This window comes from Bradyrhizobium sp. LHD-71, assembly GCF_031157255.1.
Taxonomy (GTDB): Bacteria; Pseudomonadota; Alphaproteobacteria; order Rhizobiales; family Xanthobacteraceae; genus P52-10.
The window spans coordinates 60981-82712 of sequence record NZ_JAVIFX010000031.1 but is presented as its reverse complement, the minus strand read 5'-3'; the positions used below and the strand labels follow the sequence as shown (position 1 = coordinate 82712).

At 62.1% G+C, this 21732-nt stretch carries 22 protein-coding genes; 12 read left to right on the top strand and 10 right to left on the bottom strand.

The annotated features are described in order from the left end of the window. Window positions 1–15 precede the first annotated feature (15 nt). The 3 genes from nirD (at window position 16) to RCO31_RS28305 (ending at window position 3160) form a co-directional block, all read left to right on the top strand. Complete coding sequence (gene nirD, locus RCO31_RS28315) at window positions 16–357, top strand: nitrite reductase small subunit NirD (protein ID WP_308971730.1); 342 nt, start codon at window positions 16–18, stop codon at window positions 355–357. Between the two features lie 46 nt (window positions 358–403). Continuing rightward, window positions 404–1258: a formate/nitrite transporter family protein gene (locus tag RCO31_RS28310; protein ID WP_308971711.1), complete on the top strand. Its 855-nt coding sequence runs from the start codon at window positions 404–406 to the stop codon at window positions 1256–1258. Between the two features lie 168 nt (window positions 1259–1426). Beyond that, on the top strand, window positions 1427–3160 hold the full coding sequence (locus tag RCO31_RS28305; RefSeq protein ID WP_308971710.1) for a protein kinase: 1734 nt from the start codon (window positions 1427–1429) through the stop codon (window positions 3158–3160). Window positions 3161–3314: 154 nt separating this feature from the next. Here the strand turns inward: RCO31_RS28305 and RCO31_RS28300 are convergent, their stop codons facing one another. Continuing rightward, window positions 3315–3953, bottom strand: a complete 639-nt coding sequence (locus tag RCO31_RS28300) for a DUF6647 family protein (protein WP_308971709.1) — start codon at window positions 3951–3953, stop codon at window positions 3315–3317. Between the two features lie 230 nt (window positions 3954–4183). Here RCO31_RS28300 and RCO31_RS28295 point away from each other — a divergent pair, with 230 nt between their 5' ends. Further along, the gene (locus tag RCO31_RS28295; RefSeq protein ID WP_308971708.1) at window positions 4184–4465 is read left to right on the top strand and encodes a hypothetical protein; all 282 of its coding nucleotides are present in this window, start codon (window positions 4184–4186) and stop codon (window positions 4463–4465) included. A 57-nt stretch (window positions 4466–4522) separates the two neighbouring features. Here RCO31_RS28295 and RCO31_RS28290 read toward each other — a convergent pair whose 3' ends face one another. Both RCO31_RS28290 and RCO31_RS28285 read right to left on the bottom strand, forming a co-directional pair. Then, window positions 4523–5041: a hypothetical protein gene (locus RCO31_RS28290; protein WP_308971707.1), complete on the bottom strand. Its 519-nt coding sequence runs from the start codon at window positions 5039–5041 to the stop codon at window positions 4523–4525. Between the two features lie 169 nt (window positions 5042–5210). Next, window positions 5211–6683, bottom strand: a complete 1473-nt coding sequence (locus tag RCO31_RS28285) for a D-arabinono-1,4-lactone oxidase (protein ID WP_308971706.1) — start codon at window positions 6681–6683, stop codon at window positions 5211–5213. A 238-nt stretch (window positions 6684–6921) separates the two neighbouring features. Between RCO31_RS28285 and RCO31_RS28280 the strand changes: the two genes are divergently transcribed. From RCO31_RS28280 to RCO31_RS28260, 5 genes are all read left to right on the top strand, one after another. Next, window positions 6922–8316 carry an NADH:flavin oxidoreductase gene (locus RCO31_RS28280; RefSeq protein WP_308971705.1) on the top strand — a complete coding sequence of 465 codons (1395 nt, stop codon included), beginning with the start codon at window positions 6922–6924 and terminating at the stop codon, window positions 8314–8316. After that, window positions 8317–9771, top strand: coding sequence for an amidase (locus tag RCO31_RS28275; RefSeq protein WP_308971704.1), 1455 nt, complete (start codon window positions 8317–8319; stop codon window positions 9769–9771). It abuts the gene before it with no gap. A 112-nt stretch (window positions 9772–9883) separates the two neighbouring features. Next, window positions 9884–11026, top strand: a complete 1143-nt coding sequence (locus tag RCO31_RS28270; protein ID WP_308971703.1) for a LuxR C-terminal-related transcriptional regulator — start codon at window positions 9884–9886, stop codon at window positions 11024–11026. 70 nt (window positions 11027–11096) lie between these two features. After that, the gene (locus RCO31_RS28265) at window positions 11097–11921 is read left to right on the top strand and encodes an amidohydrolase family protein (RefSeq protein WP_308971702.1); all 825 of its coding nucleotides are present in this window, start codon (window positions 11097–11099) and stop codon (window positions 11919–11921) included. Between the two features lie 58 nt (window positions 11922–11979). Next, window positions 11980–12405, top strand: coding sequence for a thiol-disulfide oxidoreductase DCC family protein (locus tag RCO31_RS28260; RefSeq protein WP_308971701.1), 426 nt, complete (start codon window positions 11980–11982; stop codon window positions 12403–12405). A gap of 92 nt (window positions 12406–12497) precedes the next feature. Here RCO31_RS28260 and RCO31_RS28255 read toward each other — a convergent pair whose 3' ends face one another. From RCO31_RS28255 to RCO31_RS28235, 5 genes are all read right to left on the bottom strand, one after another. Then, the gene (locus RCO31_RS28255) at window positions 12498–13058 is read right to left on the bottom strand and encodes an antibiotic biosynthesis monooxygenase (protein ID WP_308971700.1); all 561 of its coding nucleotides are present in this window, start codon (window positions 13056–13058) and stop codon (window positions 12498–12500) included. A gap of 69 nt (window positions 13059–13127) precedes the next feature. Then, window positions 13128–13778, bottom strand: coding sequence for a hydrolase (locus tag RCO31_RS28250; RefSeq protein WP_308971699.1), 651 nt, complete (start codon window positions 13776–13778; stop codon window positions 13128–13130). 29 nt (window positions 13779–13807) lie between these two features. Beyond that, window positions 13808–14629, bottom strand: coding sequence for an alpha/beta hydrolase (locus tag RCO31_RS28245; protein ID WP_308971698.1), 822 nt, complete (start codon window positions 14627–14629; stop codon window positions 13808–13810). Window positions 14630–14671: 42 nt separating this feature from the next. Further along, a complete protein-coding gene (locus RCO31_RS28240) occupies window positions 14672–15313 on the bottom strand; it encodes an alpha/beta hydrolase (RefSeq protein ID WP_308971729.1) in 642 nt (213 codons plus the stop codon). After that, window positions 15313–16248, bottom strand: coding sequence for a ring-cleaving dioxygenase (locus RCO31_RS28235; protein WP_308971697.1), 936 nt, complete (start codon window positions 16246–16248; stop codon window positions 15313–15315). Before RCO31_RS28235 ends, RCO31_RS28240 begins: the two co-directional genes overlap by 1 nt. A gap of 151 nt (window positions 16249–16399) precedes the next feature. On the opposite strand from RCO31_RS28235, the gene RCO31_RS28230 reads away from it, so the two are divergent. Beyond that, the gene (locus RCO31_RS28230; RefSeq protein ID WP_308971696.1) at window positions 16400–17314 is read left to right on the top strand and encodes a LysR family transcriptional regulator; all 915 of its coding nucleotides are present in this window, start codon (window positions 16400–16402) and stop codon (window positions 17312–17314) included. 5 nt (window positions 17315–17319) lie between these two features. Here RCO31_RS28230 and RCO31_RS28225 read toward each other — a convergent pair whose 3' ends face one another. Further along, on the bottom strand, window positions 17320–19389 hold the full coding sequence (locus tag RCO31_RS28225; RefSeq protein ID WP_308971695.1) for a prolyl oligopeptidase family serine peptidase: 2070 nt from the start codon (window positions 19387–19389) through the stop codon (window positions 17320–17322). A 170-nt stretch (window positions 19390–19559) separates the two neighbouring features. On the opposite strand from RCO31_RS28225, the gene RCO31_RS28220 reads away from it, so the two are divergent. Both RCO31_RS28220 and xth read left to right on the top strand, forming a co-directional pair. Continuing rightward, window positions 19560–20189 carry an alpha/beta family hydrolase gene (locus RCO31_RS28220; protein ID WP_308971728.1) on the top strand — a complete coding sequence of 210 codons (630 nt, stop codon included), beginning with the start codon at window positions 19560–19562 and terminating at the stop codon, window positions 20187–20189. Further along, window positions 20186–20953, top strand: a complete 768-nt coding sequence (xth, locus tag RCO31_RS28215) for an exodeoxyribonuclease III (protein WP_308971694.1) — start codon at window positions 20186–20188, stop codon at window positions 20951–20953. The genes RCO31_RS28220 and xth overlap by 4 nt, the downstream gene beginning before the upstream one ends. Window positions 20954–21018: 65 nt before the next feature. On the opposite strand, the gene RCO31_RS28210 is transcribed toward xth, so the two are convergent. Beyond that, window positions 21019–21690: a spermidine synthase gene (locus RCO31_RS28210; protein ID WP_308971693.1), complete on the bottom strand. Its 672-nt coding sequence runs from the start codon at window positions 21688–21690 to the stop codon at window positions 21019–21021. Window positions 21691–21732: the final 42 nt, after the last annotated feature.

The window sequence follows — 21732 nt, the reverse complement described above, 5'->3', positions numbered from 1 at the left end:
GTTCTTCGAACGGCTATGCCGCAAAAGACCGCCGATTTCTGGTTCGACGTGGGGTCGTTGCAGGAGATTCCCGTACGCGGTTCGCGCCGGGTGAAGACGCCGCGTCGTGAAATCGCGATCTTCCGCACAGCCAACGACGAGGTGTTCGCGCTCGAGAACCGCTGCCCGCACAAGGGCGGACCGTTGAGCGACGGCATCGTGCACGGCCGCAAAGTGACGTGTCCGCTTCACAACTGGATCATCAATCTCGATGACGGAGAGGCGACCGGTGCTGACAAGGGCTGCGCGCGAAGCTTTCCGGTCAAGCTCGAGAACGGCCGGATCTATCTCGACATGAGTGTTGCTGCGGCGCCGTGAACGTCCGCATTTCCATTTTACCTAAGGGATCAAAGGGGAACTTTGAATGGCCTATCTCGTACCTTCGGAATTCGTCACCAAGATGGTCGACGCCGGTGAGTCCAAGATCTTTATGTCCAGTCGCGATACGGTGATCCGCGCCTATATGGCCGGCGCCATCCTTTCGCTTGCCGCGGCGTTTGCGGTGATGGTCACGGTGCAGACCGGCTATCCGATCATCGGCGCGATTCTGTTCCCCGTCGGTTTCTGCATGCTGTACCTGCTCGGGTTCGATCTTCTGACCGGTGTGTTCGTGCTGACGCCGCTGGCGTTGATCGACAAGCGTCCCGGCGTGACGCTGAAAGGTGTTCTGCGCAACTGGGGCCTGGTTTTCATCGGCAATTTCGCGGGCGCATTCACCGTCGCGCTGCTGATGGCGATCGTCTACACCTTCGGCTTCTCGTCGCCGCCCGACAAGGTCGGCCAGGTGATTGCCGGCATCGGCGAGGGACGCACGCTCGGCTATGCCCAGCACGGTGCGGCCGGCATGCTGACGCTGTTCGTGCGCGGCGTGCTCTGCAACTGGATGGTTTCGACCGGTGTGGTCGGCGCAATGATCTCCACCACGGTTTCCGGCAAGGTGATCGCCATGTGGATGCCGATCATGGTGTTCTTCGCGATGACGTTCGAGCACTCGATCGTCAACATGTTCCTGTTTCCGTCGGGCCTGCTGATGGGCGGCAAATACTCGATCATGGATTACCTGATCTGGAACGAGATCCCGACCGTGGTCGGCAACCTGGTCGGCGGCCTGTCGTTCACCGGGCTGACGCTGTATGCCACGCACGTCCGCACCGCGCCGAAGCGCGAACTGCAGGAAGTGGGAGCAGAACCACTGCGCCGCTCGTTCGCCTCGCGCTGAGCGCCGGGCTCAGAACCACAAGCAATGACATCGCCGGGACTTGACCCGGTGATGTCGCTCAAGGATGCCGTGTCTTCTGGAGCAGAGCGGCAAGGTGCCGGGCGAGTGAAGCAGGGCCAGACCTTCGAACGGCTATGCCCGTTGTGACACGGAGAGTATTGGCATCCGATGCCGCGCGAACTGAAAATCTCCGTTGGGCAGCATTCCGACAAGGGCCGCAAGGAGGCCAACCAGGATTTTCACGGCGTACTGATTCCGCGCGAGCCCTTGCTCGGCCTGAAAGGCATTGCGGTCGTGCTCGCCGACGGTATCAGCTCCTCCAGTGTCGGACGGATCGCAGCCGAATCGACCGTCAAAGGCTTCCTCACCGATTACTACTGCACCTCGGAATCCTGGTCGGTGAAGACCTCGGCGCAACGGGTGATCGCCGCCACCAATTCGTGGCTGCATTCGCAGACACGGCGTAGCCAATACTCCTATGACAAGGACAAGGGCTATGTCTGCACACTGAGCGCCATGGTGATCAAGTCCGCCACTGCGCACATCTTTCATGTCGGAGATTCGCGGATCTATCGGCTCAACGGCCATTCGCTGGAGCAGCTCACCAACGATCATCGGGTGATCATTTCGTCGGAGCAGAGCTATCTCAGTCGGGCGATGGGCGTGAACCCGCAGATCGAGATCGACTATCAGGCGTTGCCGGTGGTCAAGGGTGACGTATTCGTGCTCGCGACCGACGGGGTGTATGACTATGTGGGCTCCCGCTTCATCGCAAATGCGATCGGGGAGGGCGGCACGGACCTCGATAACGTTGCCTGCAGCATCGTTCAGGAGGCCTACAACCGCGGCAGCGACGATAACCTGACCGTCCAGGTCGTGCGGATCGACGAGGTGCCGGACGGGCAGGCGAGCGAGATTGTCGGATCCGCATCCGAGCTGCCGCTGCCGCCGCTGCTCGAAGCGCGGACGGTGTTCGACGGCTACAGGATTGTCCGCCAGGTGCATGGCTCGAGCCGCAGCCATATCTATCTCGCCGTCGACATCGAGACAGATACGCAAGTCATCATCAAAATCCCCTCGCTCGATCTGCGCGGCGACGAAGCTTATCTGAAGCGCTTCATGATGGAGGAGTGGGTCGCGCGGCGCATCGACAGCGCGCATGTGCTGAAGCCCCTCATGCAGGAGCGCAAGCGCAACTTCCTCTACATTGTCACGGAGTTCGTCGATGGGCAGACTTTGACCCAATGGATGATCGACAATCCGAGGCCGAGCCTTGAGACGGTCCGTGATATCACCGAACAGATGGCCAGGGGCCTGCGCGCGTTTCACCGGATGGAGATGCTGCATCAGGACATCCGCCCGGACAACATCATGATCGATCGCGCCGGCACGGTGAAGATCATCGATTTCGGTTCCACCAGGGTTGCGGGCGTGGCCGAGGCGGCACCGCTTGCGCGTGACGACATTCTTGGTACGGCCCAATACACTGCGCCCGAGTATTTTCTGGGTGAAAGCGGCTCGTCGCGCTCCGATCTCTTCTCGCTCGGTGTCATCACCTACCAGATGCTGACCGGAAAGCTTCCTTACGGCGCGCAGGTGGCGCGAACGCGCACCAAAGCGCAACAGCGGCGGCTGAGATACGCCTCGGCGCGCGACTCAAACCGGGATGTGCCCGCTTGGATCGATGACGTGCTCGAACGGGCGGTGCATCCGGATCCCTTCAAGCGTTATGAAGCGCTGTCGGAATATCTGCACGATTTGCGCCATCCGAAGGAGAATTATCGGAGCTCATCCTTCAAGCCGCTTATGGAGCGCAATCCGCTGGTGTTCTGGAAGGTGCTCTCGCTCGCGCTGGGATGCGCCGTCATTGTCCTGCTGGCAAAGCTGCGCAGCTATCACTAAAGCATGATGAGTTTGCCGTGATGCCCGCGAAGGCGGGCATCCAGCACGCCGCAGCGTTAGCGATCTGAACTCTGGCGCTCTGGGATACGGGATCCCTGCGTTCGCGGCATGACGCCGAATGAATATTGTCGTCGGATGTGGATCCGGAACGAGCCTAGTGCATGCACGCCGAAAGCGCGACGATCGTAAACATGTCGACGTCGAACGTCGTCTCGAGTTCGAAGCCGTGCAACTTCAGCCACTCGTGCTGCGCCAGATAGGCAGGCTTTTCGCGTGCGCCGCTGCACTCATATTTCAGTCCCGCCACGTTCTGCAGGTGATGCACCATTTCATGCACCAGCACCGATTGTTCGGCTGCGGAGTCGCCCGTCCAGTCCTCGCGCAGATAGATGGTCCTGGTTGAGTCGTTGTAGATCGCGACGACCTCGCGTTGCGGGTCGAGGTATGGGGTCGCATGTTCGCCGCCGATCGCAAGCGACGGCGGCGGCAGCAGACCCTTGTAGCGCAGCCGATGCAGTTGCGCGGCAGGGACACGTTCAATTTGCGGCAAATTGTCCGAATGCGGCAGGTCGAAATTGTCCGACAGCCATCGTGAGATCTCGTTCAGAGACGGTTCGGTCGCATGAACTTTGATGGCTTTTGGTTTGTCCATATCGATCGATCGGAAGGTCGGCATTTGCGTATGAGGTTCGGTGGTCTCGTGGGCCGGCCTCGACGCGTCAGTGTCGACTTTCGGCAGGGTGGTGAAGGCGAAGATCAGGAGCGTTACGCTCAGGGCGACCGGAAAGAGCATGGCTTCCTCCGCGAGTTCCCGGTTCGGGACAGGCCGCGAACCTGATGCTTTCTGCGGGCTCACAAATCATTCGATTGGATGAAGCCTGAACGATTTTCGGCTGCGAAGGTCCGCACGGATCGCCGGCGCCGGCCTGACGACACGGGCCCAAACGCATCTCGCATCACCTGCGGATAGAGCAGATTTCCGAACCCGGGCGGTCTCTGTGCATCTCCATCGAGGAGAGAACCATGCTGACAAGCATCGCCTGGTTTGGATTTATCTTTTGCAGCGGCCTGCGGCTGGCGTCGTACATGCCGCAGCTGCGGCGCATCGCTGTCGATAGCGCCATAGCATCCTCAACGTCGTATCCGGCGTGGGGACTGTGGACCTGCACCAACATGTCGACGTCGCTTTATGCGCTCGTCAGCCTGAACGATCGATGGCTGGCGCTGGTCGCCGCGGCCTATGCTGCGTGCGGTCTGACCGCGATCGTGCTGAAGGCGTTGAGGCGGGGGGACCGCGGACAGTAAGTCGTCAAGCAGGGATCGGCGCCGCCGGTCCCTGCGCCACCGTTGCAGGAAAAGCCGCTAGCAGGCCACGAGCCTCGCATTACCGAGCGGCACGTCGATGCGAACAATGTCGCCATCGAACTTTGCCGAGCCCGATCCGCGCAGCAGCGACAGAAGCTCGGGCATCGCATGGTCATGATAGACGATGAGCTGCCGGTAACTTAACGAGGCCGCCATCAGTGCGAGGTCGAGCATGTCGGCAACGATCGGCTGGCGGTCGCCCGCGGACGGACAGGCCATCGACAGGTCAGCGGCTCGTTGGTCCGGCGCGATTGCCGCCACGATTGCGATCGCTTCCAGACCGTGGGGGCCGGATCGTGCGATGATCGTCGCCTCGCCCCAGCGAATTGCATTGCAGTAGTCGCGCAGCGCGGTGTCGGCGACGTCGCCGCCGAAATATTCGCGCCGCTGGTCGAGATCGAATGCGAGGAAGAATGCTTCCAGCCTCGCCAGATCATTATGGCCGAGAACCTGGAAGCCGCGCAGGCCAGGGATACCCTGCGACGCCATTGCAACGCTGCCCGAAACATCTGTCATTGCGGCTCTCCGCGAGCTGGTGGAAACAGGACCACACTCCTGGTTCTAACGTTCGCGGACGAGGTCGCCGCAAGGTGATGCGAACGTTACAACCGGGACACTCATCGGCTTGCGGGAGATGGCGTCGTCATCGATGGCGCCCGACGGTTCGGCGCGGCGGCACGAGAATTCATGCGGCGGCGGAACGATCGTCCTCGCGTTTGCCCGGAGCCAAGTCTAGCACGCGCGCCGTGTAGGTGTTGCGCAAAACGCCGTGAGGATCGTGAGTGCGACAGATCGCCCGAAAGCGTTCGAGCTCGGGGTACAGGACAGCGATCTCGGAATGGGACAGCGGGAAGTGCTTGCCCCAATGCAGCCGCGCTCCGACCAGCGTTCTGAGCGCCCTCGCCACGAACAGGCAGAAGGCATAGTACGGCTCACGCTGGCGCGGCGGATCGTAGGTGAAGATCGAGACCGAATACAAAGGGCCGTCCGCCGCCGCGGCCATCGAAATCAAGGTTTCTTCCGGCAGTATCCGCCGGACGAACAGCGGGTAGTGCAGGACGAAGCTGCCATGCTTGCCTTCGAGCATGGTCGCAAGGTTGGCCTGCCTCAGCCGTGCCGCGAGTTCATCCGGAAATGTCGATGCATCGCCGGAAAAAAACTCGACTGCAGCGCGCAGAAACCGCAGGACAAAGGACAGGTCAGCTTCCCTGACGAACAGCTCCATCTCCTCATGGCGAAAGAGATCATGCTGGGTGGTGAGAACATGTTCGGCGTTGTCGACCCGCTCGACATCGGTGAGAAGGGTTTTTGTCGCGTGCTTCTGCAAGAACTTGACCGCGGCCGGTCCGAGGGCCCTGCTGCCGACGACACCAAGATGAAACAAGGTGTCGATGAGGATCAGTTGATAAAGTCGGAACGCAAGCGCTTTGGCGCGCGACGGTAACGACTGGGGCTGACGCGCGATGGCGCGCCGCTCAAAGGCCGTGAATGCCCAGCTGTAAGGGGAGAACGTGAATGTCGACAATGGGTTAGACTCAAAGGTGGCGATCACCTGGTCGATGCTGTCGTAACGGCGCGCCGTTTCGGCCACGAGATATTTGGGGACCGTCTGCAGATCGACGGAGACGATGATCCCCGTGCATCCGAGGCCGCAGCGCATCGCGAGCAGCTCCGGCCCGCCGTCGAACTCGCGGATTTCAGGTCCGCCGGAGCCAGTAAACACCGCAGCGCGGACCCGGACGACGAAATGCGACAGGCTCTGCCGGCCGGAGCCGTGCGTTGCGGTCGAAATCGCGCCCGATATCGTTTGCTTCTTGATGGCGCCCAGAGTCGGAAGCGTCCGGTCGGTCGCCGCATGCAAACGATCGAGCAGGTCCTGCAGGCGGCAGCCCGCTCCGGCGCGGACCAGATGCTGTCCGTTGGTGTTGATGAGCGCGACGGAGTTGAACGCACTCATGTCGAGCACGATGTCGGCATGGGCGACAATCCCGCTCCAGGAATGGCCTGATCCGGCGGCACGTATGGTGGCGCCGTCGTGCCGCTCCAGAATGCTCAGAAGCTCATCTTCGGAGGACGGTCGGAGCCGGCGCGCGAGCCAGCACTGGTTGCCGCCGAAATTGGTGATTTTCTGCAAACTATCTTTGCTTTCTGTGCTCATCGATAAGCCCCCGCGCAGGAAACGGCTGGTCGCGACAGAAAACCCGGACTATTGTCACGGATTATTACCCCGCTTCCGGTGTTCGTGGTACACGGGGCGGCGCTTCCTCACGCCCCGTCGAAAGAAACGGGGCTCTAGCTTGTAAATTTCTGACGCTGCAATCAAGACGAACGAAAGCGGCGTCATGTCCTCATTCGTGCGGATGGGGAATCATAATACTGTCTTGCTGGAGGCTGGCGTGCTTTTTGAGCCGTTTCGCATCAAGAACGTTGCCTTCGCCAATCGTGTGCTGCGCTCATCGCTGGGCGGGCGGATGGCCTACTATGATGGCACGGTCTCTCCCGCATTCGTGCATTTCGAGAAGCGCTTTGCCGACGGCGGCGTCGCGGCGATCATCTCGCCAACCATCAGCATCAATCAAAAGCGGATGTCGCCGCTGGAGTATCCGTCGCTGCACGACGATCGCTTCGTCAAGCCGCTTCGTCATGCGGTCAACGAAATCAGGGCTGGAAGCGATTGCCGCTACATCGTGCAGCTCGGTGATACCGGCGGGCATAGCCACACCAGCATCAAGCCGCAAATCGAGGATCGAATCTCAGCGTCCAGCTTTTTCGACGTCCTGTACGGATACCATAACCGCTCCATCAAGATGAGCGAGGAGGATATCGAGGCGGTCGTCACGGATTTTGCGAACGCAGCGCGGCGCGTCGCCGAGGCGGGCTGCGATGGCGTCGAGATCACGGCTTCGAAGGGCTACATCATCCATCAGTTCCTCAACCCGGTCACGAATCGCCGGACGGACAAATACGGGGGATCGGTCGAGAAGCGCTTCCAGCTGTTGCAGGAGGTGGTCCAGCGCGTGCGGCAGGAGGTCGGCGACGGCTTCCTGTTCGGCATCCGCCTGTCGGCGAAGGACTTCAACTGGCTGCCGATCAATATCAGGATTCCCTGGCCGCCGGTTATCTGGCCGCCGCGCCACTATTTCATCGGCAACGACCTTCCCGAGACAACATACTACGCGAAAAGGCTGGAGCAGCTCGGCGTCGATTATCTGCATATCGACAGCGGTTTCGGCTTTCCCAATCCTAAGGGAAGTCCTGGCGACTTTCCCGACGAGGGGCTCCACATCTTCGTCAATGCCACGAGCTACCTGAGCGGCAAGGCCACCGCTCGCGCCGCCGTCTACAACCTCGTGCCACGGCCGATCAGGAAGGCCGTATTTGGCTTCGGCTGGCGATTCAAGCCGGCGGCGAACGCGGATTTCGCCGCTGCGATGCGCCGTGTCGTCGGCATTCCGATCATCGCCAATGGCGGATTTCAGGACCGCAGCGTCATCGACGGTGCGCTGAGCGATGGAAAATGCGACATGGTTGCGATCGCGCGGCCGCTCATTGCAAATCCGGATCTGCTCAAGCAGTTCGAAAAAGGCCTCGAGCGGCCCGAGAATCCGTGCTCGTTCTGCACTCTGTGCTGTTCGCACACGGCTGTCTTTCCACTCGGCTGCTATGATGAGCGCCGCTTCGAGTCCAGAGAGGACATGCTGAACCAGGTTATCGCCTTGTGCTCGCCGCAGGCGCCGTTCGCCCTTACGGGCAAGCGGCTCGACAACGACCATGCCGAAACGGACCTTTGAATGACGAACCTGCCATTTTCCTCTGCAACCGAGCTCGCGGCACAGATCAAGAGCAAGAAGATCGGCTCGGAGGAGCTGCTCGACCTCTACTTGAGCCGCATCGAGAAACACAACCCGCGGGTCAATGCGATCATTGCGATGGATATCGCCGGCGCACGGCGGCGGGCGAAAGCTGCGGATGCCGCGATCGCCAAGGGCGAAGATTGGGGGCCGCTGCACGGACTGCCGGTCACGATCAAGGACAGCTTCGATCTCGCGGGCCTGCCGGCGACATGGGGCGTGCCGGAACTGAAGGATCATCGTCCGGCGGGCAATGCCTTCACGGTGCAACGCTACCTCGACGCCGGCGCGATCGCCTTCGGCAAAACCAACGTCGCCGCCTATCTGATCGGCTGGGCGACCCACAACGACATCTACGGCACGACCAACAACCCGTGGGACCTGGCGCGCTCGCCCGGCGGTTCGTCGGGTGGCGCCGCGGCGGCGCTCGCTGCGGGTCTGACGGCCCTGGAAATCGGCGTCGACTTCGGCGGCGGTGTCCGCAACGTCGCGCATTACTGCGGAATTTTCGGGCACAGTTCGACCTACGGCGTGACCAACTGGGACGGCCACGTCTTGCCCGGTATCCAGCACAAGCCCGATTTCGGGGTGGCCGGGCCGCTGGCGCGTAGTGCTACGGATTTGAAACAGGCACTCCTGCTGATGGCGGGGCCGACGCCACACGATGCGGTCGCGTGGAAGCTGAGCCTGCCACCACCGCGAACCACCAAACCGAGCGAGCTACGTGTTGCGGTTCTGCTCGAAGATCCCAACTTTCCGGTCGATATCGAGGTGCAGGAACGCATTCAGGCGGCGGCCGACTTCTTCGTCAAGAAAGGTGCGAAGGTCAGCAACCGCGCCTGGCCGGCGATCGACAACGCCGCGGCCTTTCGGATCTTTGGGGGGGTGATGATGGCCGGCCTCACTGTGCGCGCCAAGCACGACGAGGGTTTTTGGACCCGGTTGAGCCATCTTCGCCGACGCTTCGCCATGCTCGAAGACGGCGAGGGGAAGGGGGCCGAAAAAATCTTCACCCACGGCGACTGGATTGAGCTCGATTCGCAGCGCCAGCTCCTGCGGCAGGCCTGGAGGGCGTTCTTTCGAGATTGGGACGTGCTCCTGTGCCCGACGGCGCCGACGGTGGCGGTGCCGCACGATCCAAAGCATGCCTGGCACGAACGAAAGGTTGTCGTGAAAGGCCGCTCTGTGTCGACGGCCGACCCTACCTTTTGGGGTGCGTTCACCACCGTCGCTTGCTTGCCCTCAACGGTAGCGCCCGCAGGTCTTGCGAAGTCCGGACTGCCCGTCGGCGTACAGATCGTCGGGCCGGAGTATGGCGATCTCACCTGCATCGAGGTCGCGCGCCAGCTCGAACAGGGCTTCCAGGCCTTTGTTCCGCCGAAAGGCTGGGCGTGACGGTTGTGCCTGCGCGAGGACTCGCCCATTGCAGGATGGCGAAATCGGTTGAACTGGCGCAAAATATGCACTCCTTCCAAGAGCGTCGAAGAAAGAACAACAGGCGCTGACCATGCGGCCCGAGACCCTGTCAGAGATCGTCGGCTCTGTTTACGATTGCGTGCTGCAGCCGCAGGACTGGTCGCGGGCGCTTCCGTTGATCTCGTCGTTCGGTGAAAGCGCCGCCAGCTCGATGGTGGTTCAGGATCGTCAGAGCGCGAGCGGCACCAACATTTTCGAGCACGGGGCCGATCAGTCGTTTCTCAGGCTCTATTTCGAGAAGCTGGCCGCTTCGCGGATAACCCCGACCAAGCAGGTCGCCTTCGACCAGCTTGGCGAGTTCGCGACCATGACCATGCTGGCGGGCGAGCGCGAGACCTCGAACAGCGATTTCTACCTGAAATGGGTCAAGCCGCTCGGCTTCCGTGACGTGATCGGTGTCCTCGTGCTGCGGTCGGGCCGTCGCGTCGCGTGGTTCTCCGTCGTCCGTTCCGGCGTGCAGCCGCGCTTCACCGATAGCGACCTGCGCCACATGGAGCTGCTGTCGCCGCACATCTGCCGGGCGCTGATGATCTCCGATGCCCTGGAATTGCAGAGCATCACGGCGGCGCGGCTGGAGCAGACGGTCGATCAGCTGTCGACGGGCATTCTGCTGACCGAAGATCACGGCCGCATCTCCTACATGAACGGCGCGGCCGAACGGCTGTTGAAAAATGGAAACGTTCTCAAAGCGCAGAACGGCCGCTTGACGGCGGTGCGGTCGGGTCCGCGCGACACGCTCTCCCGCGCGCTGACGGAAAGCGTGTCAGGCCATGCGCCGCCACGAACCGGACAGTACGCAGTGCCGCTCCCGGATGACGAAGGGGGCGGGCTGATCGCCAACGTCCTGCCGCTGCAGTGGCGCGAGGGCAGGATTCCACTTGCCGGCCTGCGCGGGGCGACGGCAGTGATCGTGCAGGATCCAGCCGAGCGGCGTACACCGCCGTTGGAGGCATTTGCATCGCTCTACGGCCTGACCTTCGCCGAGCAGAAGGTGCTCGAGCATATTGCCGCCGGCGAACCGCCGCAGGAAACGGCGGATGAACTCGGTGTGAGCATCACGACCGTCAAGACTCACCTGCAGAAGATCTTTGCAAAGACCGGCACCGGGCGTCAGGCAGATCTGATCCAGCTTTTGGAACGCCATACCTCGCCTTTGCGCGGGACGCACAGCTAGCGGCGTTTGACAACTCTGCATTATCGCCGACACTTCCGGCCGTGAAACCAACACACGGCGGGAGGCGGCAATGAAGATCATCGACGCGCAGGTGCACATTTGGAGCAAGACGGTGACGCCGCCGTCCGGATTGCATCGGAAGGTCGAAAAATACTCCGCGGAAGAGTGCCTGAAAGAAATGGACGAAGCGGGCGTGGACGCCGCGTTGATCCATCCGCCCGCCGGCTGGGACCCGGATGCGAACGCGTATGCGATCGAGGCGGCGAAGAAATATCCGGATCGCTACGCGATCATGGGACAGTTTCCGCTGCAGGACCCGGAGAACCGGAAGCTGGTTCACGGCTGGCGCAATCAGCCGGGCATGATGGGGTTGCGCTGGGCCTTCCTGACAGAGGAGCAGCAGAAATGGCTCCATGACGGTTCGATCGATTGGTTGTGGCCGGCGGTGGAGAAGGAAGGACTGCCGATTGCGATGATGGGCGGGCTTTTCCTGAAGAAGTTCCGCGAGATCGCCGAGCGTCATCCGGACCTGAAGATGATCCTCGATCACTGCGGGCTGAATCGGCACGGCCGCGACGCCGAAGCCTTCGTACATCTGGACGAACTTGTCGCGCTCGCAAAACTTCCCAACGTCGCGGTGAAGGCGACCGGCGCGCCGCATTATTCGACTGAGCCCTATCCGTTCCGCAACATCCACGACGGCCTCCACCGCATCTTCGATGCATTCGGGCCCAGGCGCTTCTTCTGGGGCACCGACATCACCCGCATGCCGTGCAGCTACCGCCAGTGCGTCACCTTCTTCACCGAGGAGCTGCCGTGGCTGAAAGGGCAGGACCTCGAGGACGTGATGGGTCGCGGCCTCTGCCAATGGATCGGCTGGGATTACAAGTTCTAGCGCGACGCGACCGGGCCGAAGGTTCGCGCACAGTCGAGCGTTTCATGAGGATCCGGACATGAAGACTGACCGGAATGGCGCTGTTCCGATGGATCATCCGATCATCGTCTTCGACGCCGAATGCGTGCTTTGCTCGGCCAATGCGCAATTCGTCCTGCGTCACGATCGCGAACATGTTTTCAGGCTGGCTTCGATGCAGGGCGAGGTCGGGGCTGCACTCTACAAGCGTTTCGGGATAGATCCGGCCAATCCCGAGACGCTCATCCTCGTGCAAGGCGGCGAGCTACTTCGGGACAGCGGAGCGATTATCGCGATCTACTCGGCTCTCGGCTGGCCCTGGCGGATGATGGCAGTGCTCTATCTGGTTCCCGCCTTCGTACGCGATCCGGCGTATCGATGGATCGCGCGCAACCGCTACCGCATCTTCGGACGGCGGCAGACCTGCTGGCTGCCGTCGGCCGAGTATGCGAGATACATGCTCTGAGCCATCGATCGATCGGCGTGGCGCGCGGGCCTCTACAAGGCCCTGCATGCGCAGCCGAGCGCGCCCTAGAACGACGCAGACGCCCGTGGCGCCTAGCTGTAAAGCCATCGCGATATCAGCCGCGTGTAATGAGGCATGACCAGGTAGGTCACAACCGCAACGATGGCGGTTGCAATCAGCAGATGGCGAATCCCCGGTGTTGCGAGCATGGGAAGCCACTCGAACAGGGGCTGCAGCAGCCATGGGACGATGATGGTCAGCGGAAAGATCACAGACAGCGTGACGAGAAATTGCTTGTACGGCCTCGCATGCTTTCCGCCTGTGGGCGGCGCGAACCAGAATTCGAGACCGGTGCGGACGTCGATGTCTTCATCGTCGCGCAGCAGCGGACGGATTCGTTCGACGAGCCGCTGACGGGGCTCGGAGTCGAACCATTTGCGGAGGTTGGCGGTGGTGTCGAAGTGCAGCACGATCGTGTACGCGTCGGAAGCACCGTGCGGCCGGATGACGTTCACGCCCCGATGTCCTGTGAACTGCTGGGCAAGCGGGACAATCTTGCTCAGCCATGCCTCATACTGTTCCACCGCATCCGCTTTCGGCCACTGACGGATGACCGCCGTCACGGGCGTGCCTTGATCGGTTGACGTTTGCATTTTGCGACACTTTCGTTCGAGCGGATCGTGATCCGGTGAACCGAACCGGACCACGATCGCTTTCGTCTCTCAGCCCTCGTGTGCGTCGAACATGGACTTTGCATAGGTGATGCCAAGTCCATAGGCGCCGCCGAGCGTCCTGGCGATGCCGGTAGTGAGATCGTAGGTTTCGGTGCGAGCCCAATCGCGCTGCAGCTCGAGCAGATACTGCAGCGAGGTCATCGGCTGTGCGCCGGCCTGGATCATGCGCTCCATCGCGCGGTCGTGCGCTTCCGCCGAGACATCACCGCATGCGTCGGCGATGACGAAGACTTCGAATCCTTGATCCAGTGCGGAGAGGGCAGGTCCGACGATGCAGACGCTGGTCCAGAGTCCCGCAAGCACAATGCGCGGCTTGCCGATCCTGTTGACCTCCTTGATGACCGCCTCGTCCTCCCATGTGTTCATCGACGTGCGATCGAGCAGCTTCTGTCCGGCAAGCGCGCCGGTGATCTCCTCGAACATTGGGCCCGAAAAGCTCTTCTCCGCAACTGTCGTCAGGATGGTGGATACCTTGAATCCTGCGGCCGCTTTGGCAACCAGCGCCGCATTGTTTCGCAGCGAAACTGCGTCGATCGAATGCGTCGCAAATGCCATCTGCGACTGGAAGTCGATCATGATCAGGGTGTGATCATCGGGATTGAGAAGTTGCTTGCCTGGTGTGGCCTTGGCGGTTGGCATGTGTTGTCCCCTTCTTTGGTTGCGTCGGTTCAGGCCTTGGTGAAGGCCAGGAGGTCGGCGTTGAGCTCGTCCTTGTGGGTGGTCGCCAGTCCGTGCGGTGCGCCCGGATAGATTTTCAGCGTGGCGCCCTTGACGAGTTTCGATGACAGCATCGCCGAAGCCTTGATCGGCACGATCTGGTCATCGTCGCCGTGAACGATCAGCGTCGGTACGTCGACCTTCTTCAGGTCCTCGGTCATGTCGGTTTCGGAAAACGCCTTGATGCAGAAATAAGCGGCCGGGAAGCCTGCCATCATGCCTTGCAGCCAGAACGAGTTGCGCACGCCTTCCGAGACTTTCGCATTTGGCCGGTTGTAGCCGTAGAAGGGCATCGTCAGGTCCTTGAAGAACTGCGAGCGATCGGCGAGCACTGCGGCCCTGATCTGGTCGAACGCTTCTATGGGTGTGCCGTCGGGGTTGCTGGCGCTCTTCAGCATGACCGGCGGCACTGCACCGACCAGCACGGCTTTTGCGACGCGCTTCGTGCCGTGCCGGCCGATGTAGCGCGCAACTTCGCCGCCGCCCGTGGAATGACCGATGTGGACTGCATCCTTCAGGTCCAGGTGAGCGACCAGCTCCGCCAGATCATCGGCATAGGTGTCCATGTCGTTGCCGTGCCATGGCTGGCTCGACCGGCCATGACCGCGGCGGTCATGCGCGACGGCGCGATAGCCGCGCGAGGCGAGAAAGAACATCTGGTCTTCCCAGGCGTCCGCGCTCAACGGCCAGCCGTGGCTGAATACGATGGGCTGACCCTGTCCCCAGTCGTTGTAGTAGATCTGGGTGCCGTCTTTGGTCGTGAAAGTGCTCATGGCCTTTCTCCGTGGTTGGAAATGAATGAGAGCTGCGAGCGCTCAGGAGGCTTTATCCATCGCAACGCTGTCAGGCGTGCGAATCCATCGACGCGCAAGCGTCAGATCGGCTTGCGAAAGCTGATGACCGATCGGCAGGTCGTGAGATTCGACATCTGCACCGCGTGTCGACAGCAGATCATGCAGCCGGAGGGTGTTCTCGCGCGGGATGATCGGATCGTGCTGGCCAGCAACCATGAGCACGCGCTTGTCCGATAGGTCGACGTTGGGCGCATGCGACAACGGCACCATGGGGCGCAGCAAGGCTGCACTCGACAGGACATCCGGCCGCTGCAGCAGGATCGCGGCGGCGATGTTGGCGCCGTTCGAGTAACCGACCGCAATCAGCTTGCCTATTCCGTAGGCCGTGCGAGCAGCTTCGATGAAATCGGCAAGTTCGTGTGCGCGCTGACGAACATCGTCCTCGTCGAACACGCCTTCCGCATGCCGCCGGAAGTACCGCGGCATGCCATTCTCCAGCACCTTGCCGCGCGGTGACAGCAGCGCCGAGCCCGGCGAGATCAGCCGCCCGAGTTGCAGCAGATCGTTCTCGTCGCCGCCGGTGCCATGCAACAACAGGAGCGGAGGGGCTTCGAGCCGGGTGCCCGGCTCGAAGCGATGAATGAAAGTCAGGTGGCTTGTCATCACGCGACCCTTTCCAGAGAGGGGAGCACCCCTTCGATGGCCTTGCGCTGCGGCTCCAGAAAATCCGGCAGCTTGAGCGCCTGGCCGAGCGTTGCGACCGGCTCGTCAACCGCGAAGCCTGGAATGTCGGTGGCGATTTCGAACAGGATGCCGCCGGGCTCACGGAAATAGACCGAACGGAAGTAGTTGCGGTCCTTCTGCTCAGTTGGACGCATCGCATGGTTCTGCGTCAGCTTCCGCACCATCTCCGCCTGTTCGGCGTCGTCTGCGGCGCGGAAGGCGATGTGATGCACCGAGCCACGGCCGAGCCGGCCCGGCAGGAAGCCCTTTGCTTCGTAGATGTCGACGACCGCGCCTTCGCCAGTCTCAGGTGCGCGGAAGCGAATGATCGAGCCTTCCTGGCCGATGCGCTCGAAGCCGAGCACGTCGCTCAGGATCGCGCCGGTCCTGCCCGCATCCTCGATCAGAAGCGTCACACCCTGAAAGCCGCGGATAGCGTGTTCCGCCGGCACTTCGCCGGTGCTCCAGGCCTTCTCCTGTTCGGCGCCGGCGACACCGACAAGAGCGAGGCTTATGCCGTCGGGATCGGTGAATGACAGCAGCCATTCGCCGAACCGCTTCTCGGGCGGCTGATGAGCCACGCTCTTTTCGACGAAGCGATGCGTCCAGTAGCCGAGCGAGGAGGCCGGCACACGAAAGGCCGTCTGTTGGGTCTGGCCTACGCCGCCACGACCCGGAGCCGCATGCTCCCACGGGAAGAAGGTGAGGATCGTGCCGGGATGACCGGTCTCGTCGCCATAATAGAAGTGATAGGTGCCCGGGTCGTCGAAGTTGACGGTCTTCTTCACGAATCTGAGTCCGAGCGTGCGGGTGTAGAACTCGTAGTTTCGCGTCGCTTGTCCTGCGATGGCTGTGACGTGATGGATACCGGCCATGGGGTGTCTCCTTCGCTAGATGTGGAGAGCGCGGTGCGCCTCTGCTGCACCGGAATGTGTCCCTGTCGGCTTTGAGAAACAATCGGCCGAAATATGGCATCACTGTCTACGTTCTGATGACAATCGCTGGCGGATGTTCTAGAATGACGGCATGGACAAGCTCACGAGCCTGCGCGCCTTTGTGAAAGTGGTGGAAGCGGCCAGCTTCTCGGAGGCGGCGCGGCGCCTGCGCCTGTCGCGCTCGGCGGTCAGCAAGTACGTCGCAGAGCTCGAAGAAGACCTCGGCGTGCAGCTTCTCAGTCGCACCACGCGGCGGGTGACGCCGACCGAAAACGGCCAGGCCTATTTCGAACGCGCACTGACGATCCTTGCTGATCTCGACGCGGCGGACCATGCGGTCTCGCAACTGCAGGCGACGCCGCGCGGCCTGCTGCGGGTCAATGCGCCGATGTCGTTCGGCACGATGCAGCTTGGTCCGGCGCTGGCCGGATTCATGAAGCAGTATCCCGAACTGCAGATCCAGCTCGCGCTCAGCGACGAGCATGTCGATCCGGTGCAGGACGGGCTCGATGTCACGCTGCGCATCGCTGAGCTTGAATCGTCGAGCCTGATCGCGCGCAAGATCATGCCGATCGAGCGCGCGGTCTGTGCTTCACCGGGATATCTGAAACAGCATGGCACTCCGAAGCATCCGAGCGAGCTTCGTGACCACACCTGCCTGACCTACGGTTATCTTTCCACCGGCAACCAGTGGAAGCTGACGGGCAAGGATGGCGATCACTGGATCAACCCGCCCTGGACGTTGTGTGCCAACAACGCCGAAGTGCTTCGGGACGCCGCCGTTGCCGGGTGCGGCGTCGCCGTGCTGCCGGTGTTCATTGCAGCGTCAGAGTTGAAGGCCGGCAAGTTGCGAGCCTTTCTGACCGATTATACAACGCCGCCGCTGACCCTCTATGCGATCTATCCACCGACACGGCATCTTGCGGTCAAGGTGCGTCTGTTCATCGACTATTTGGTTGCGACATTCGCGAGACCGCCGGCGGCTATCGACAAGCGTCCGGGCTGACGCCGCTACGCGGGAGTGCTCGGCCAGCCGATCTTCTCGCGCAGGAACGTGTAGCCGAGCGCCGCGAACGCGGCTCGCTCCTTGTTGTCCTTGCCATAGCCGTGACCGCCTGCGGCCGGCTCGTAAAGATAGGCCTCATATCCCATCGCCTGCAGCTTGGCCGTCATCTTGCGCGCGTGCCCAGGATGTACGCGGTCGTCCCGCCGCGTCGTCGCAATCAAAATCGGCGGGTATAATTGGCCCGGGACCGCAGCGTGATAGGCGGAGTAGGTTCGCAGCCAATCCCATTCCTCCGGCTTGTCGGGGTCGCCGTATTCAGCGATCCAGCTTGCACCGGCCAGCAGCTTGGAATAACGGCGCATGTCGATCAGCGGGATCGTGCAGAACAGTGCGCCAAAGCGCTCCGGATAGCGCGTCAGCATGTTGGAGATCAGGATGCCGCCATTCGATCCGCCTTCCGCAGCGATGCGGCCGGGTTGCGTCACACCGCGCCTGACGAGATCGTCAGCGACGGCCGCGAAATCATCGTGGGACAGGCGCTTGTTCGCAAGACGCCCGGCGTCGTGCCAACGCGTGCCGAACTCGCCACCGCCGCGGATATTGGCGATAACGCTGGTGCCGCCGCGTTCGAGCCACAGCTTGCCGGTGGTGGAGTTGTAATAGGGGCGGGACGAGATGCCGAAGCCGCCATAGGCGTTGAGATGAACCGGCGCGTCGCCGGTCTCCGTTGCCGGTCCCGTCTGCACATAGGGAATGCGTTCGCCGTCGACCGAGATCGCTTCGTGCTGCGTAACGACAAGTCCATCGGAAGAAAACGTCCGCGGCGCACGCTTCAGCAGCGTCGGTGTCTGCATGTCGGCAAGCAACGTCAGCGAGGAGGGGTTCAGGGGATCCTGGACGTTTGCGAGCAGGTCACCATTGCTCTCTTCCTCGTCGGTATCGAGACGCCAGACGTCGACGACGCCGATCTCGGGCAGCGCCGGCAACCTGCCGCGCGCCCAGCCGGAGGGCGACGGGGTCAGCACCTCGAATACGGGCTTGAGCTCGTCGAGGATCGACAGCACAACGCAGCCCGCGCTCCAGAAGAAGCCCTGCAACGCGTGACGCGGCTCGGGTTCGAACAGCACGGTGAAATTGCGGTCGCCGTTCAGGAACGCCGAGAGCGAGCTGCCGAGCAGGGTGTCCGGCGGATAAGTCCTGCCGCCGACAGTCCACGCCGTGCGGCGCTTGACGACGAACCAGTCCCGATGCGCCTGCATCCAGATGTCGCTCGGCAGATCGAGTTTTGCCTTCGCGCCGTTGGCGTCGCCCAGTGAAACGTCCGCATCGAAGAAACCGATCGTATCCACGAACCAGGTTCGAGGCGCGGCGCCAGTGCGATCCACTCCGGCGCTCGCCGCCATGTGTTCGGGCGGGACCTCGAAAATGACGGGCGCCTGATCGGCACTTGAGCCGCGGCGCCACAGCCTGACCGTTCGGGCGTAGCCTGAGGTGGTCGCCATGCCGTCACCATAGGCGCTCGACAGCAGCAAGGTATCGGCATCGAGCCATTCCGCGCCACCTTTGGCCTCCGGCAGACTGAAGCCACCGGTGACGAAGCTTTTCGTCGTAACGTCGAACTCCCGCATGACGACGGCATCGCTGCCGCCCCGCGACAGCCCGAGCATGACGCGGTCGTGACTTTCCGGCAGTGTTTTGATCCAGGAGAGTATCCAGTCTTCGTTTTCGTCGGTGGCCAGCTTGTCAACGTCCAGAACGACGTCCCACGCGGGCTCGGCCTTTCGAAACTCATCCAGTGTCGTTCGCCGCCAGAGGCCGCGTGGATTCCTGGCATCCTTCCAGAGATTGTGGACGAAGCTGCCGCGTCGGGAAATGTAGGGGATATTGTCCGGCCGGTCGTAGATGGCGGTCAGCGTGTCGCGATCCTTTGCAAATCCGGCATTGCCGAACTTTTCCAGCGTCAGCTTGTTCTGACGCGCGACGAAGGCAAGCGCGCGTTCGCCCTCGATCTCTTCGAGCCAGAGGTACGGATCGTCGTCTGGAGCGGAAAGTGTCGGTCTGTCATCGATCGGCATGGGTGATCCTTGAACGAAAATCGCCAGTCTGCCTGTGCTAGCGCGACGGGGGGATAGAGGGAAGCTGGTCTTTCACGCCTCGGCGACAAGTTGCGTCAAGTTTGTAGGAAACGCACCGACATTGATGATCGCCTGTTGGTTCGGAAGTGAGGGTGATCTATCTTGCGGACATGTTCTTGTTCGACGGGCCGGTGAAGGCAAAGGCGACACTTCTCCTTGCGCATGGCGCGGGCGCTCCGATGGATTCAGCGGCGATGACCGCGATCGCGAAGGCTTTTGCCGCAGTGGACCTTCGCGTCGCCCGGTTCGAATTCGGATATATGGCCAGCCGGAGGACTGCGGCAGGACGCAAGCCGCCACCCCGGGCTGAGAAGCTGACCGGAGAATACATCGCTGCGATCGACGCGCTTGCAGCCGAGGGGACACTCGTGATCGGCGGCAAGTCCATGGGCGGGCGCGTCGCAAGCATGGTTGCCGATGACCTGTACGCACAGCGGCGGATCGCCGGCTTGCTGTGCCTCGGCTATCCGTTTCATCCCGTGGGAAAGCCGGAGCAGCTGCGCACTGCGCATCTGGCAACGATGAAGACGCCGACGCTGATCGCTCAGGGCACGCGCGATCCGTTCGGCACGCGGGACGAGGTCGCAGGCTACGAGCTGTCGAAGCACATCGAGATCGTGTGGCTGGAAGACGGGGACCACGACCTCAAACCGCGAAAGGCCATGTCCGGCTTCTCGGCAGCCGATCATCTGGCGACGCTCGGCAAGGCCGTCTCCGCTTGGGTTGACGGGCTGAAGTGAAGATCGCGACCTTCAACATCAACAATGTGAACCGGCGGCTGCCGAACCTGCTTGCCTGGTTGAAGACGGCGAGGCCGGATGTTGCCTGCCTGCAGGAATTGAAGGCCGGTCAGAACCAGTTTCCGGAACGGGCCTTGCGCGAGGCCGGCTATGCTGCGGCGTGGGTCGGCGAGCGAACCTGGAATGGCGTCGCGATCCTGGTGCGGAAAGCCGAACCGATCGTGATCCGGCGCAATCTCCCCGGCGATGCGAACGACGTGCAGGCGCGCTACATCGAAGCCGCAGTGAACGGCGTCGTGGTCGCCTGCGTCTATGCGCCGAATGGAAATCCGCAGCCTGGCCCGAAGTTCGACTACAAGCTCGCGTGGCTCGCACGGTTACGCCGGCATGTTGCGACACTCCGTAAGTCCGGCGCGCCGATCGTCATCGCCGGCGATTTCAACGTCGTGCCGACGGCGCGCGACATCTATCCGACGAAGTCCTGGGACAAGGACGCGCTCGTGCAGCCCGAAAGCCGGAGCGCTTACGCCAAGTTGCTGCAGGCAGGCTGGACCGATGCCTTCCGCGCCCTGCATCCGGAGGCGAGCGGCTACACGTTCTGGGACTACAAACGCAACCGCTGGCCGCGCGACGCGGGCCTCCGGCTCGATCATATCCTGCTCAGCCCGGATCTCGTGCCGAGGCTGAAGAAAGCCGCCGTCGACAGAACCGTTCGCGGTGAAGACGGCGCGAGCGACCACGCGCCGATGTGGGTGGTGCTCTAAAGCAGGTATGACGGCCGAACCCAACTTGAATTCATTATGCTTTAGGGGCCGTCGCGGAAGCGAAATCAGTCGCGTTGTGCAAGCCAGATGATGTGTCGAGCGCCGCGAGAGCCGCGGGCCCGAACCCGGAGCTCCTCGACTGCGAAGCGGGATTTAGCAAGCCGGCGCTTGAAATCGGGGTTCGGGCCCGATGACCATACCGCCAGAACGCCGGCCGGCCTCAATGCCGTGTAGGCTAAGTTAAGTCCCTGGAGGCTATAGAGCGCGCTGTTGCCATCGCGCGTCAATCCTTCCGGCCCGTTGTCGACATCGAGAATAATTGCATCGAAGTTCGATCGATGCGAGCGGATCATGTCGCCGACATCTGTCTCGCGGATATCGACACGCCTGTCCGTCAAGCTCGTGCCGAAAATGTGCGCAAGGGGACCTTGTGCCCAGCGCACAATGCTCGGCATCAGCTCGGCCACGACGATCGTGGCTTCAGGTCCCACGGCGGCGAGGGCGGCGCGGAGCGTGAAGCCCATCCCTAATCCACCGATCAATAGATGTGGGCGTTTGACGGCGCTGATGCGCGCGCATGTTTGCGTGGCAAGCGCTTCCTCGGAGCCGCTGAGGCGGCTGTTCATCAATTCGTTCTGGCCCAGCATGATCGAGTACTCGCTTCCCCGCTGCATGAGGCGGAGGTCTGCCTGCCCGCCGGGCACCGGCGCAGTGTCGATCAGCTTCCAGGGAATCATGGCTCGTCCGGCACAGTCAGGTTGATTTGGTCCGCGAAAGAG